This window comes from Caproicibacter fermentans, from assembly GCF_014303955.1.
Taxonomy (GTDB): domain Bacteria; phylum Bacillota; class Clostridia; order Oscillospirales; family Acutalibacteraceae; genus Caproicibacter; species Caproicibacter fermentans.
Genome location: NZ_CP060286.1, coordinates 3,189,130 through 3,202,888, shown reverse-complemented (window position 1 = coordinate 3,202,888; position 13,759 = coordinate 3,189,130). Strand labels below are relative to the sequence as shown.

At 58.3% G+C, this 13,759-nt stretch carries 10 protein-coding genes; 2 read left to right on the top strand and 8 right to left on the bottom strand.

The window, feature by feature from the left end; all coding sequences use genetic code 11:
* The first annotated feature begins 47 nt into the window (after window positions 1-47).
* On the top strand, window positions 48-1,238 hold the full coding sequence (locus tag HCR03_RS15925; RefSeq protein WP_066642013.1) for an aminotransferase-like domain-containing protein: 1,191 nt from the start codon (window positions 48-50) through the stop codon (window positions 1,236-1,238).
* Window positions 1,239-1,266: 28 nt separating this feature from the next.
* The gene (gene trpS, locus HCR03_RS15920; RefSeq protein WP_228724995.1) at window positions 1,267-2,277 is read left to right on the top strand and encodes a tryptophan--tRNA ligase; all 1,011 of its coding nucleotides are present in this window, start codon (window positions 1,267-1,269) and stop codon (window positions 2,275-2,277) included.
* A gap of 169 nt (window positions 2,278-2,446) precedes the next feature.
* Here trpS and HCR03_RS15915 read toward each other — a convergent pair whose 3' ends face one another.
* The 8 genes from HCR03_RS15915 to HCR03_RS15880 form a co-directional block, all read right to left on the bottom strand.
* Window positions 2,447-2,623, bottom strand: coding sequence for a hypothetical protein (locus HCR03_RS15915; protein ID WP_187035333.1), 177 nt, complete (start codon window positions 2,621-2,623; stop codon window positions 2,447-2,449).
* A gap of 34 nt (window positions 2,624-2,657) precedes the next feature.
* Window positions 2,658-3,848, bottom strand: a complete 1,191-nt coding sequence (gene alr / locus HCR03_RS15910) for an alanine racemase (protein WP_187035331.1) — start codon at window positions 3,846-3,848, stop codon at window positions 2,658-2,660.
* Window positions 3,849-3,882: 34 nt separating this feature from the next.
* The gene (locus HCR03_RS15905; RefSeq protein WP_228724994.1) at window positions 3,883-7,641 is read right to left on the bottom strand and encodes a phosphoribosylformylglycinamidine synthase; all 3,759 of its coding nucleotides are present in this window, start codon (window positions 7,639-7,641) and stop codon (window positions 3,883-3,885) included.
* Window positions 7,642-7,808: 167 nt separating this feature from the next.
* The gene (locus HCR03_RS15900; RefSeq protein WP_187035327.1) at window positions 7,809-9,191 is read right to left on the bottom strand and encodes a penicillin-binding transpeptidase domain-containing protein; all 1,383 of its coding nucleotides are present in this window, start codon (window positions 9,189-9,191) and stop codon (window positions 7,809-7,811) included.
* On the bottom strand, window positions 9,188-10,870 hold the full coding sequence (locus tag HCR03_RS15895; protein WP_228724993.1) for an FtsW/RodA/SpoVE family cell cycle protein: 1,683 nt from the start codon (window positions 10,868-10,870) through the stop codon (window positions 9,188-9,190). Before HCR03_RS15895 ends, HCR03_RS15900 begins: the two co-directional genes overlap by 4 nt.
* A 166-nt stretch (window positions 10,871-11,036) precedes the next feature.
* Entirely contained in the window at window positions 11,037-11,888 is an 852-nt protein-coding gene (locus tag HCR03_RS15890; protein WP_187035323.1) for a carbohydrate kinase family protein, read from the bottom strand.
* Window positions 11,889-12,001: 113 nt separating this feature from the next.
* Entirely contained in the window at window positions 12,002-12,670 is a 669-nt protein-coding gene (locus HCR03_RS15885; RefSeq protein ID WP_066641990.1) for an acyltransferase, read from the bottom strand.
* Between the two features lie 63 nt (window positions 12,671-12,733).
* Window positions 12,734-13,684, bottom strand: coding sequence for a dockerin type I domain-containing protein (locus HCR03_RS15880; protein ID WP_187035321.1), 951 nt, complete (start codon window positions 13,682-13,684; stop codon window positions 12,734-12,736).
* Window positions 13,685-13,759: the final 75 nt, after the last annotated feature.

Sequence of the window (13,759 nt, the reverse complement as noted above, 5' to 3'; positions counted from 1 at the left end):
TGTGTTAAAATAGGGAATAAAATATTCAGTAAGAAAGGTCGATCATTATGGAATACCAATTTTCCAGGCGCGTGTTGGAACTCAAGCCTTCTGCAATCCGGGAAATCTTCAAATATGCCGCCGATCCGCAGGTTATTTCACTCTCCGCCGGAAATCCCGCTCCGGAGGCGTTCCCGGTTCGTGAAATCGCGGAAATTTCAGCGGGAATTCTGGCTCAGCGCCCGATCGACGCTCTTCAGTACGGCACGACGGAGGGTTACACGCCCCTGCGCGGACATCTTGCCGCCTATTTGAAAGAAACGTCCGGAATCGGTTCGGACGGCGACGACCTGATCATTACAAGCGGCGCGCAGCAGATCATGGACCTGTTTACAAAATCCGTCGTCGATGAAGAGGACACCATTGTGTGCGAAGCCCCGAGCTTTCTCGGAGCGCTGAACACCTACCGTTCCTACCGGGCGAAACTGCGCGGCGTTCCGATGGAATCGGATGGAATCAGCCTGGAAGGCCTGGAACAGGCATTAAAGGAGGAAAAGCGGGTAAAATTCATCTACACCATCCCGAACTTCCAGAATCCGACCGGCGCGACCATGAGCCTTGCAAAGCGGCACGGAATGTATGAGCTCGCAAAGAAATACGGCGTGATGATCCTGGAGGATAACCCTTACGGCGACCTGCGTTTTCAGGGGGAGGACCTTCCGGCCATCAAGTCCTTCGACACGGAGGGCATCGTCCTCTACTCCGGCACTTTTTCCAAGGTCGTTGCGCCCGGCATCCGCGTTGGGTACGCGGTCGGACCGAAGCCGATTCTTCAGAAAATGATCGTATGCAAACAAGGCGAGGACGTGCATACCAACATTTGGGGCCAAATGCTCTGCGACGAGCTGATGACAAAATACGATTTTGGCGCGCATCTTGCCCGCCTGCGCGAGGTATACCGCAAAAAATCGAAGGTCGCCGTCGATGCGATGAATCGATGGCTTCTGCCGAAAATCACCTATCTGCCGATCGAGGGCGGCCTGTTTTTCTGGTGCACCCTGCCGAACGGAATCGATATGCTCGAATTTGTCAAACGCGCGATTGACCACAAGGTCTGCGTCGTGCCCGGCAACGCCTTTCTGACCGACGAATCAAAGCCCTGCCAGTCGTTCCGCATCAATTACACCACGCCGACCGACGAAAACCTCGTGCGCGGCATTCAGCTTTTAGGGGAAGTCGCAAGCGACATGATCCCGTAAAAGCGTCAATATGGAGGCATCAGTTTTAATGGAACCGGAAAAAAACGAAAACACCAGAAAGGTCATCTTCAGCGCGATTCAGCCGAGCGGCACCATCACACTCGGCAATTATCTCGGCGCGCTGAAAAACTGGATTGAGCTGCAGGACGAATACGAATGCATCTATGCGCTCGCGGATCTGCACACCATTACGGTGCGGCAGGAGCCCGCAAAATTCCGCCGCAATACGCTTGAGGCGTACGCACTGCTGCTCGCCTGCGGCATCGACCCGCAGGAAAGCCCGTTTTTCATTCAGAGCCAGGTACCGGAGCACGCCCAGCTCGCGTGGGTTCTGAACTGCTACACGCAGTTCGGCGAGCTGCAGCGCATGACGCAGTTTAAGGATAAATCCCAGAAGCATCCCGACAACATCAACGCCGGTCTGTTCACCTACCCAAGCCTGATGGCGGCAGACATTCTGCTTTATCAGGCCGACCTTGTCCCGGTCGGCGTGGACCAGAAGCAGCACATCGAGCTGACCCGCAACATTGCCGACCGCTTCAACGGTCTGTACGGCCAGACGTTCAAGCTGCCGGAGGGGTATATTCCGGAAACGGGCGCAAAAATCATGTCTTTGCAGGACCCCGCCCGTAAGATGAGTAAATCCGATGAGAACGTGAACTCCTCCATCGCGGTTCTGGACCGCCCGGAAGATATCATGCGCAAATTCAAGCGCGCCGTGACGGACAGCGAAGCCTGCGTGCGCCGCGCCCCGGGCAAAGACGGGGTCAACAATCTGATGGGCATCTATTCCTGCGTGACGGGACGCACAGACGAGGAAATCGAGGCGGAGTTTGCCGGAAAGGGTTACGGCGACTTTAAGACGACGGTCGGCGAGGCGGTCGCGGAGCATCTTCGCCCCATCCGCGAGAAATTCGACGACTATATGAAGAATAAAGACTATCTGGAACAATGTTACGCCGAAGGCGGGAGGAAAGCGGAGGTTATCGCCCGCAAAACGCTGCGCAAGGTCATGAGAAAGGTTGGTTTTCTGCAGTAGAACGCTCTGATTTGGGTGGAACAGGGGTTGTTGCAAAATAGCCCTATTCAGGTATGTAAAAAAATGCGTCTTGATCCGGCCTATAAAAGCCGTTTCAAGACGCATTCTCTTGTTTTTAAGGCTGTTTCTTTGTGAAATCGCTCTCACTAATTCATTTTGCAACAGCCCTTTATGGTTTGTTTTGTTTCAGGCTTCGCGCATATAAAAACTGAAGAATCAGGGAAGCCGTGATCAGAACGGCGCATTCCATTGACCCCGTTCCCGTAACCGCGTTGTGAATCGCTGCCGCGACCGCGGCAGCCGAAAAAGCCCATGCAAGAATCATAACGGCTCTATTTCTTTGCATTCCCGTTCCCCCTCTCCCCGTTTAAGACCGTGCTTTAGCGCCTGAGATAATCAAGGCTGCCAATCGTCTTACCGTTTCGCAGGAAAACACGCGGGACCCGCTTGGACACGCCGCAAACCAGTTCATAGTTGATCGTTCCAGCCTGAGAAGCCAGCTCGTCCACCGGAAGGGCGGCGGCGCCGTCCGTGCCGAATACCGTAACCGTGTCCCCCGCCTTCACGTCCGGGATTCTGGTTACGTCCAGCATCAGCTGATCCATGCAGACCCTGCCGATGATCTTTGCCCTCTGCCCGCGCACCAGCAGCTCCGCGGACTGAAACAAGCTTCTCGGGTAACCGTCCGCGTAACCAACCGGCACCGTGGCCACCTTCATCTCTTCCTGAGAGGTAAATTTGCGTCCGTAGCTCACCGAGGTCCGGGCGGGGACCGTCTTGACAAGCGCCACAACACTTTTCAGCTGCATGACGGGAATCAGCGGCGCGGGATTTCGGATGCAGCCGGACGGCATCAGGCCGTAAAGGATTATGCCGGGGCGCGCCATGTCCATCTGCATCTCCGGATAATCGAAGATCGCCGCGGAATTGGCGCAGTGACGAATCCGGAATGATATGCCGCGCCGATTCAGCTTTTCGATTGCATCGCGGAAATTGTGAGCCTGCATCCGGGTATAGTCACGCCCGTTTTCACCCTCGTCCGCCACCGCGAAATGCGTGAAAACTCCCTCAGGGTCGATTCCGGGCAGTGCGCAGGCGCGTTCAATTTCGTCCAGCGAACCGCCGTCACGCTCCGGATGCTGATACAAAAATCCGACCCGGCTCATGCCGGTGTCCAGCGAAATATGTACCTTTACGGAAGCCCCGGCCTTCACGGCCCGCTCGCTCAGCGCAGCCGCGTATTCGCCGCCGACCATCGCCTGCGAAATATTCAGCCGGGCTAGCTCCTCCGCCATTTCGGGCGGCGTGTAACCCAGAATCAGAATCGGCAGTTTGATGCCCGCCCTGCGCAGCTGCCGCGCCTCTTCAAAATTGGAAACCGCGAACCAGTCCGCGCCCAGCTTTTCATATTCCGCCGCAAGACGCTCAGCGCCGTGGCCGTAGGCGTCCGCCTTAACCACACAGCAAACCTTTGTTTCAGCACGCAGCCTCTTTTTGATCTCCCGGTAATTGTGTTCCACGGCGTCCAGGCTGATTTCAGCCCACGTCCGCTTCAAAATATTTTCCGTCACACCGACCGCCAGCTTTCAGACTTCTCATACTTGTTTATTTAAAATAGTTCACGCCGGATTCAAACAGCTTCTGGTCTTTCTTTCCCGGAACGTTTTGGTACAGATTTTCACCCATCCGCTCCGAATGGCTCATTTTCCCAAGGATTCGCCCGTCGGGGCTGGTGATTCCCTCCACCGCGCAGACGGAGCCGTTCGGACTCCATTCGGAAGCTCCGCTCGGTACGCCGTCCGGCGTGCAGTACTGCGTCGCGACCTGTCCGTTTGCGATCAGGCCGCTCATCACATCCTCATCCGCGACAAAGCGGCCTTCCCCATGGGAAATCGGAACGGCGAACACGTCGCCCGCGTTCACCCCCGCGAACCATGGGGATTTTACCGAAGTCACACGCGTGTACACCATGCGGGAGATATGCCTTCCGATGCTGTTAAAGGTCAGGGTCGGCGCATGTTCCGACGGCGCCGTAATTCTGCCGTAGGGAACAAGACCCAGCTTAATCAGCGCCTGGAACCCGTTGCAGATTCCCAGCATCAGGCCGTCTCTTTTGGTAAGCATCTGCTCAACCGCTTCCGCGATTCGCGGATTCCGGAACGTCGTCGCAATGAATTTACCCGAACCGTCCGGCTCGTCGCCGCCCGAGAAGCCACCCGGAATCATAATGATCTGTGAACGGGAAATCGCCTCCGCCATCCGTTCGATGGTTTCTTCAATATCATTCGGCGTCAGATTTCTCACGACCAGAACCTCCGGTACGGCCCCGGCCTTTTCAAACGCGCGGGCGCTGTCGTATTCGCAGTTCGTGCCCGGGAACACCGGAATGAATACGCGGGGCTTCGCCGTTTTGATCGAAGGCGCCGCCGCGCTGCGTTCCGTGCAGAGCGGAACATCACGGATCGGGGTACCCGGCGCCGCTGAAGGGAATATTTTATCCAGCGTACCGCTCCACGCGGAGATCAGCCGGTCAAGGTCAAGCGCCGTGTCTCCCAGCTCCACCCGAGGCTGCTCTATCGTATGGCCCAACGTGAGAAACGCCAGATTCCGAACCGGCGTTTCCTCGTCCAGTTCCACAAGAATCGCGCCGGAAGCCGGGGCAAACAGGCACTGCGGGCTCAGGACCGGCGGATTGAAGCGGAAACCGATTTTGTTGCCGAAGCACATGCGCGCCACGGCGGCGGCCGCGCCGCCCTCTTTTACGACGGAGGCGGACCGGACGCCGCCCTCCCGAACAAGGTGAACCACCGCGGCATAATAAGCCTTCAGCTTCTGCCAGTTCGGCAGAAGCGTCTCCGGGTCCTCCGGAAGCGGAAGCAGCAAGACCTTGGAACCGGCTTTTTGAAAAGCCGCGGAAACGGTCTTGCTCTTTTTCATCATCGCCACCGCGAAGCTGACCAAAGTCGGCGGAACGCTGATGGATTCAAACGTACCGCTCATGCTGTCCTTGCCGCCGATGGACGGAACGCCGAGCCCGATCTGCGCGGAAAGCGCGCCGAGCAGCGCGGCGGTGGGTTTGCCCCAGCTTTTCGGGTCGTCCGTCATCCGTTCGAAATATTCCTGAAAGGTCAGCCGCGCCGAAAGCGGGTCCGCGCCGAGCGCCGCGAGCTTCGAAAGACTCTCGACCACCGCGTAGGCCGCGCCGTGAAACGGCGAGAAACGGGAAATTCCCGGGATAAAGCCGTAGCTCATCGCGGTCGCGTCGTCGCTGGCACCGGCGACCGGCAGACCCGCGACCATGCCCTCTTCCGGCGTCAGCTGGTAGGTGCCCGCGAACGGCATCAGGACCGTCTGGGCGCCGATGCTCGCGTCGAAGCGCTCGGAAAGTCCCTTTTGCCCGCAAACTTCCAAACGGGAAAGGTTCGTTTCAAACGCCTGCTCCAGCGAAAGCCCCGCAAGGCACGCCGGAACCCTTTCGCGGTAGTTCTGCTTTGGGTCGACGGCCGAAATCAGGGCGTCGGCGTTCTGGGTAACGCCGTTCGTGTTCAGGAAAGATCGGGCAATATCGACAATTTTGTCTCCGCGCCATGTCATGCGAAGCCTCGGCTCTTCTTTCACGACGGCCACAACGGTCGCGACGAGGTTTTCCCGCGCCGCGGCGGAGACAAAGGCTTCCGTGTCTCCGGGGGCCAGCACCACCGCCATGCGCTCCTGCGATTCCGAAATGGCAAGCTCCGTTCCGTCGAGTCCCTCGTACTTTTTCGGGACCTTGTCAAGGTCGATGCTCAGGCCGTCCGCCAGCTCGCCGATCGCGACGCTGACGCCGCCCGCGCCGAAATCGTTGCAGCGCTTGATCATTTGAGCGACCTTCGGGTCGCGGAACAGGCGCTGGATCTTACGCTCCGTGGGCGGGTTGCCCTTCTGAACCTCCGCGCCGCACACCTCGATGGACTGCTGCGTGTGCGCCTTGGAGGAGCCGGTCGCCCCGCCGCAGCCGTCGCGTCCGGTCGCCCCGCCCAGCAGAACGATCACGTCACCGGGCGCCGGAACGCCGCGCATAACGTTTTCTTTGGGGGACGCGCCGATCACCGCGCCGATTTCCATGCGTTTCGCAACATAGCCGGGGTCGTAAAGCTCCGTGACCTGCCCCGTGGCAAGGCCGATCTGATTCCCGTAAGAGCTGTACCCCTGCGCCGCGCCGGTCGTGATCTTGCGCGTCGGCAGCTTGCCCTTCCTGGTCTTTTCAAACGGCACGCGCGGATCGCCGGAGCCGGTGACGCGCATCGCCTGATAGACGTACGCCCTGCCGGAGAGCGGGTCGCGGATCGCGCCGCCCAGGCAGGTCGCCGCGCCGCCGAACGGTTCGATCTCCGTCGGATGGTTGTGGGTTTCGTTTTTAAACTGCACCAGCCATGTCTGGACCTTCCCGTCCACCGCAACCGGCACTTCAATCGAACAGGCGTTGATCTCTTCGCTTACGTCAAGGTCGGGGATCAGGCCGCGCTTTCTCAGCAGCTTCATCCCGATGACCGCCATGTCCATCAGGGATACCGGCCGGTCGGTTCTTCCGTAAACCTCGTCGCGGGCGTGATAGTACGCCGCGAGCGCGTCCTCTATCGCCGCGCTCAGCGCGGAGCGTTCCACCGTGATGCGGTTCAGGCGGGTCAGGAACGTCGTATGGCGGCAGTGGTCGCTCCAGTAGGTATCGATCACGCGCAGTTCCGTGACACTCGGGTCCCGCTTTTCCGCGTCGCGGAAATAGTCGCGGCAGAACAAAAGGTCTTCGCGGCTCATGGCGAACCCCATCGAGCGGTGATATTCAAAAAGCCGCCCATCGTTCCAGGAGGTGAATCCTTCCACACGAACGACATCCTCAGGCACCTTTGCCTCGGAATCGAGTGTTTCCGGCTTGCTCATGGAAGCAAGGCGGCTTTCAACCGGGTTGATCAGATAATTTTCAATTTTCAAAAGAGCTTCCGAATTCAATTCACCCTTGACCGCGACGAGTTTCGCCGTCGCAACCTGCGGCCGCTCCCCCTGCGTCAGCAGCTGGACACACTGGGCCGCCGAATCCGCTCTCTGATCGTACTGCCCGGGAAGATACTCCGTCGCAAAGGCTCTGTACCCCTCCGGCAAAGGATATTCCTCTTCGTACACCAGATCAACATTTGGTTCCGAAAGGATGGTGTCCCTTGCCGCCTCATATTCTTTGCCTGAAATTCCGGAAAGATCGTAGCGGTTGACGATTTTGACGTCTTCCACGGAAGTCAGGCCAAGGTTTTCCATCAGGTCCGCGCGCAGATGCCGCGCCTCCGAGTCAAACCCCGGCTTTTTTTCCACAAAAACACGGATGACTTCTGACATTTTTTCCCCCATTCCGCCGGCTGAACGGCTGAATTTCGATCCGATTCATCATTCAGATTTTATCCAACTTATTTTAGCATAACCGGCGGAGATATAAAAGGGCGAAATGCACCAATTTTCGCGGATTCAAACGGAAAGGGTTGGCACCCCGAAGTCCCTGAAAAAACTTATGAAATTTTTGCCGCGGCCCGCATCAAGGCGGACGCGAGCTTCCCGGCGGAAGCAATGCTTGAATTCTGATTTTCAACCAGAACCGCAAACGCGAACGGAGTCTTTTCGTCGGAAGAGAATCCAACCATCCAGCAGTTCGGCTTTTTTCCGCTGCCGATTTCCCCGGTCCCGGTTTTCGCCGAAACCTTCATGCCGGGGAACAGACCGTCTCCGTAATCCGACGTGACGTCATAGCGCATATAAGTTGTAAGTTTTGCGGCGGTCTCGGGGCTGAGCAGCTGCCCGCCCGTTTTCGCGGAGCCGGTTACCGTCCGGAATCCAAAGGAATTGGAGACATTTTGGACCAGATACGGCTGCACATAGGTTCCTCCGTTTGCAATCGCTCCCATCAGGATCATCATGTGATAGGGGTTGGCAAGGTCGGTGAACTGCCCCACGCCGGACCAGCCGAGTTCCTGCGGCTGAGCGCCGTTTACATTGTACACGCTTTTCGCAGACGGAATTCCCTCCAGGGCAAATGTGCGGTTAAAGCCCATTTCGTTTGCCATTGCGGTCATCGTGTCCGCGCCCAGCTCAATGGCAATCTGCGAAAACGCCACGTTGGAGGATTTGGCGAGCGCGTTTTTAAAATCCAGTTTCCCGTACGCCCTCATATCCGTGATCTTGTTCCCGTTGATCGTGACGCTGCCGTTGCAGTTCCAGGTACGGCTGTCCAGGTCCTTGATCTGTTCAATCGCCGCGGCGGAGGTCACCAGCTTGAAAATGGAGCCGGGAGTCAGCGAGGAGGACAGCACCTTGTTGACGAACACGCCGTCGTATTTGCCCGTTTGATCGGTTGTCAGGTCTTTCGGCGGATTTGCCGGGTCATAGTCGGGCGTGCTGACCATACAGAGCAGCTCCCCGGTTTTGTAATTGTAAAGGGCCGCGGCGCCGTTGCGGCTGCCAAGCTGCTGCCGGGCCAGGCTGCACAGGCCGCTGTCCAGGGTAAGCCGGAGGTCGTTTCCGGAAGACTGTCCCGTCGGGGAGGCAAGCCCCGTCACGAAATTGTAGCCGGAAAGCTCCGCACGGAAGTTGTACTGAACGCCCGTGGAAATGTATCCCTGCGTATCCCCGACCGCGTGCAGCATCGCCCTGCGGACGGTCTCGTCATTGCTGTACACCCGTTTGCCGTTTTCGCTTTCGGCCAGAACCACGCCGCTCCGGTCCAGTACACGCCCCTCGGCGGAAACCGAGCTCCCGCCGGAAATGTGCTTGTTGAACGGCTGAACGGCCCAGTTGCCGCCGTTGACAAACAGCCCGTAAAGAAACACGCAAAGTCCGGCGGCAAAGCCCGCGCAGAGAATATAAAGAATAAAAGAACGCGTCCCGGTCGTTTTCATGGTTTTCTCCTCCTGCGCACCGCATAAGTCCGCTCATCCCCGGCCTTGATAAAGGCCAGAAGCCCCCAGACGGACACCATGCTGGAGCCGCCCATGCTGATAAACGGAAGCGTCACCCCGGTCAGGGGAAGAACGTCCGTGGCGCCGAAAATATTCAGGCAGGCCTGAAACAACAGCATGCCCGCCGCCGCGCAGGAGGAAATGGAATAGAGCGTCGAACGGCTCCGGGTCGCGTCGGAGCGCGCGTAAAGCAGCAGGCCCGCGACCGACAGCACCGCGATCAGCGCGACAATCAATCCCAGTTCCTCGCAGAGCATCCCGAAAACCAGGTCGCTTTGGGCCGCGAACACCGATTTCAGGCTGCCGCGCCCCAGTCCCACGCCGAACAGCCCGCCGGAGGCGGAATAACTCAGCACTCTGGTCTGCTGGTAGCCCGAGTCGCTCGCATGCTCCCAGACATGCCCCCAGACCGCAAACCGCTGCGCGACATAGGGCCGGAATTTCAGAATCAGGAACGCGCCGAGCCCGGCCACCGAACAGATCAGCGCAATGGTGCGAAGGCTGCCGGACCGCATGAACGCGATAATTAAAAAGGTCACAAAGAAAATGCAGGCCGTGCCGAAATCTTTCATCAGGAACAGCGCGCCCATGCACACCGCCGAAAAAGCGATGAACCCCGTCAGGTTCCGCGCGGTCTGCAGCCTGTCCAGCGTGGAGGCGCCGACAAAAATAAAGGCGATTTTAATCAGTTCCGACGGCTGAACGGTGACCGGGCCGAGTTCAATCCAGTTTTTCGCGCCGTTATACTCCCTGCCCAGCAGCAGATTCGCGGCAAAAAGCAGAATCGCCAGCACGCCGATCGCCACGCGCCACCGCATCGCGCGGTCCAGGTCGCCTAAAAACCAGATCATCGCGCAGAACAAAGCCATCCCGGCTGCAAGCGCCGCAAGCTGAACCCAGGTCTCTTTGACATTCGTGCCGGAAATCAGCAGGATTCCGATCCCGCTGTTCAGAAAGGCGATGGTTTCCAGCTCAAAACTGACGCGCCCCAGTATTTTTCTGGAAAAAAAGTAAAGTCCCCATCCCAGCAGCAGCAGAATTCCCAGCGGAACAAGCGGCATCAAAGCGGGCTTGTCCCCCGCGAAGCACGCCTGCGCCCCCAGCAGAAGCTGAGCGGCGGTAACCGCGAGCATCAGCGACACTGGGGAGGCAGCCGGCCTGCGCGGGCGTTTGGACGGTTTCAGGCCGCTCACGTCCGCAGTGCGTTTGAGCATCAGCGCGGTGGACCCCATCGCGACGGTGTCCCCGGGCAGGATCGGAGCGTTCTGCCGGACTTTTTTGCCGTTGATGAATGTGCCGGCCTTCGAATCGGTATCCGTGACAAGCCAACCGCTTTCCCGGCGGAACAGCACCGCATGGGCCCGGCTTGCGGTTTCGTCGTTTAGAACAATGTCGCAGCTTCGGCTTCGCCCGATGGAATTTTCCCAGTACAGGACCGGAATCACCTCATGCGTCACCATATCTTCCAGAACCACGACGGGGTCCTCGCGCCTGCGCCCGACGCGCAGGGAAGAAAAACAGCGAAAAACCACGACGCCGCTGATCAGCGCCACGGCAACCCGCGCCGCAAACAGCAGGATGGACTCCGCGCTTGTAAGGGCGGTTAAAAACGTATTCAAGGAAAGGACCTCCTTTCGGTTCATGAAACATTATAGCGGCATTCGGCTTTAAAGTAAACCGGGGTTCCGGATCGCGGCCGCACCGCGGGCCGCCGAAAAACGCGTAAAATTTTCTGTTCGAAAAACGCGGACCAATCGGCGGCCGGGCGTGCCTTTTGCACGCCGGTTACGGCTTTACGGTTCCCAGCTGGTTGACCAGCTTCGGCAGGCATGCCTCAAATTTCAATCCAAACTTTCCGTCGTCCCCGCTTTCCCTTGTGCGGCGGATGCAGTCGGCCGTAAAATCGACCGCGAGCTGCATGGCGGCGCTCAGATGCATCCCGTACAAATGCCCCGCGAGAAGAGAGGCGCAGAACAGGTCTCCCGCCCCCAGCCATTCCCCGGCGATCCGGTGCGAAAACGCATAGCTGACGCTCCCGTTTTCCGCGGTGTAAGCCGCCGCGCCCATCAGGTCCTGACTGAACCAGACCCCCGTCATCACCGCGCTTTTTGCGCCCAGGGAACAGATGCCCCGCAGCAGGTCCTCCACCGTTCTGCGGTTCCACGGCCCGACCCGCTCGCGCTCTCCCGTCAGAAAAGCGGCGTCGCAGGCCGGCAGAATTACAAGATCGGCCAGCGGGCAAAACTGTTCCGCCAGTTTTGCCCGTTCCCGCGTCATTCCGTCTTTGCCGCCGTTCCCGTTCCAAGAGGAAGAGCCAAACAAAATCAGATTGTCCTTTTCCCGGAACGCGTGAAGGAAAGAGGCGAGCGCATCGGCTTCTTTTGCGTTTTCCGGAAGTTCAAACAGCACCGCATCGAACGAATAGCCCAACTTCTTCCATTGATCCGCGTAAGACGGCAGGCCGCCGCCCAAATCAATTCGTTTTTCCTTCGCCGGTCCCGGCGAAGACGCCGCAGCCATCGGTGCCACGCACACCTCGATGCCCGCGGCGGCCAGAACCGGCAGCGCGGCGGTCAGCGAGCATTTCCCGGTCCCGCAGACCGAACCGATCAGAGCCGCGCGTTTGTTATCACTCATTTTGAATCCCTCCAAACCGTAATATCCTCACAATAGACGGATCGGCAAACGGATTCAAGGAGAAAAATGCAGAATGATAAAAAGAAAACGGCCGCCCTTCGGCGGCCATGGTATTATTTTCTTACGGCGATTTCTCCCGCGCGTTTATAAATGCTGTTGGGCGGCACAAATCCGCGCACCATGGAAAGCGGATAAACGGTGGTTTCCCTGCCGATCACGGTCCCCGGATTCAGAACCGAATTGCAGCCGATTTCCACACGGTCGCCCAGCATGGCGCCGATCTTTCTCAGACCCGTCGCGATCCGCTCGGCCCCGGTCGCGATGGTCACGTCCGTTTTGTCTGATTTGATGTTTGAGGTGATGGAGCCGGCACCCATATGCGCCTTATACCCCAGAATGGAGTCGCCCACATAATTGTAGTGGGGCACCTGGACGCCGTCGAACAAAATCACATTTTTAAGCTCCGTCGAATTCCCGACGACGCAGTCCGCGCCGACCAGGGCGTTTCCGCGAAGAAACGCGCACTGACGCACTTCCGTCCGGGGTCCGATGATTATCGGCCCATGCAGGTAAGCGGACTCAAACACGGTCGCGGTGCGGTGTACCCAGACGGCTTCACCGCGAAGTTCATATTCTTCTTCCGGCAGGCCGGCGCCGATCCGCAGGATCAATTCTCCGATTTTCGGCAGTGCCTCCCAGGGATAGCGGAGCGCGGCGAGCAGCGGCGCGGCCGCCGTATGGGACAAATCAAACAGGCTGCTGATTTCAGCGGGTTCAAACATAATATAATCTCCTTTATTTCTCGATCATTCCTATTATATTACTTTTTCGAACCCGGTCAATCCTCAGTCTTCGCCGGAAATCATCTTTTTCAGTTTCAGAAGGTCGCTGGTGGTAACGGTTCCGTCCCCGTTGAGGTCCGCCGCGCGGCGAAGGTCGGCTCTCAGTGTTCCGGAGCCCGTCAGATAATTGTAAAGCGCTCTGCACGAGGCTTCGTCCGGGGTACCGCGGCGCGTCAGATCTCCGGCAACGACCGCCGTCACGCGGTTCTGCACCGTGCCGTCCGGATTCTCAACAGTCAGAACATCCCCCGTGCAGACGGAGCCGCCCAGCCGGGTGCTGCCGTTATAGGCTTTGACCGTCAGCCGGGAATCCGGCACGCCCTCATCCAGGAGCTGATCCTCCAGTTCTTCCACCGAAACAGGTGTTCTGAAGTCAAAATAATTCTCATCCCCTGATAAAAACCCATCCGCCGGCCCGGAAGAGACCCCGGAGCCCGATGACTGTCCGGAGGGCGCGGAAGAGTCGGCATTCGACGCAGAAGACGGTTCTGAGGCGGAGGGCAAATCGGATGGATCGCTGCTCTCCGGCTGACTCTGCGACGAGGCCTGTTCGGAGGACGGCGCGCTGTCTTCCGGTTGTGAGGAGACCGGCGGCGCGGAATCGGAGGAAGAGCTTTCCTGACTGTCCGGATTAATATTTACAAACTCCTTGCGCAGCTTTCCCGAAGCATCATACATCATGACGAAATCCCCTTCTTCCAGCAAGCCGCCGGTTCTGGGGGTTCCGTCCTGGTCCGTCACCACCACGGTAATGCTCGGATCAAAAGCCTTTAACTGCGCGCCGACCGATTCCACGGTGGCGTCGGCGCCAAACCAGTGTTCCTCCGCGCTGACTGCGGCGCTCCCCTGTTTTGCAGTTTCCTGTGCGTAAAATGCAGTGGTAGGAATCACGGCCAAAAACAAAATGATCAGAGAAAGAGTAAACGGAAACCTTTTTTCGAACATTTTCCCCATAATTCCCCATCCTTTCTCTCCTGATCGTACCACTTTTTCCGTCAAAGCATCGCAAGAAGTGTAATTCGTTCACAG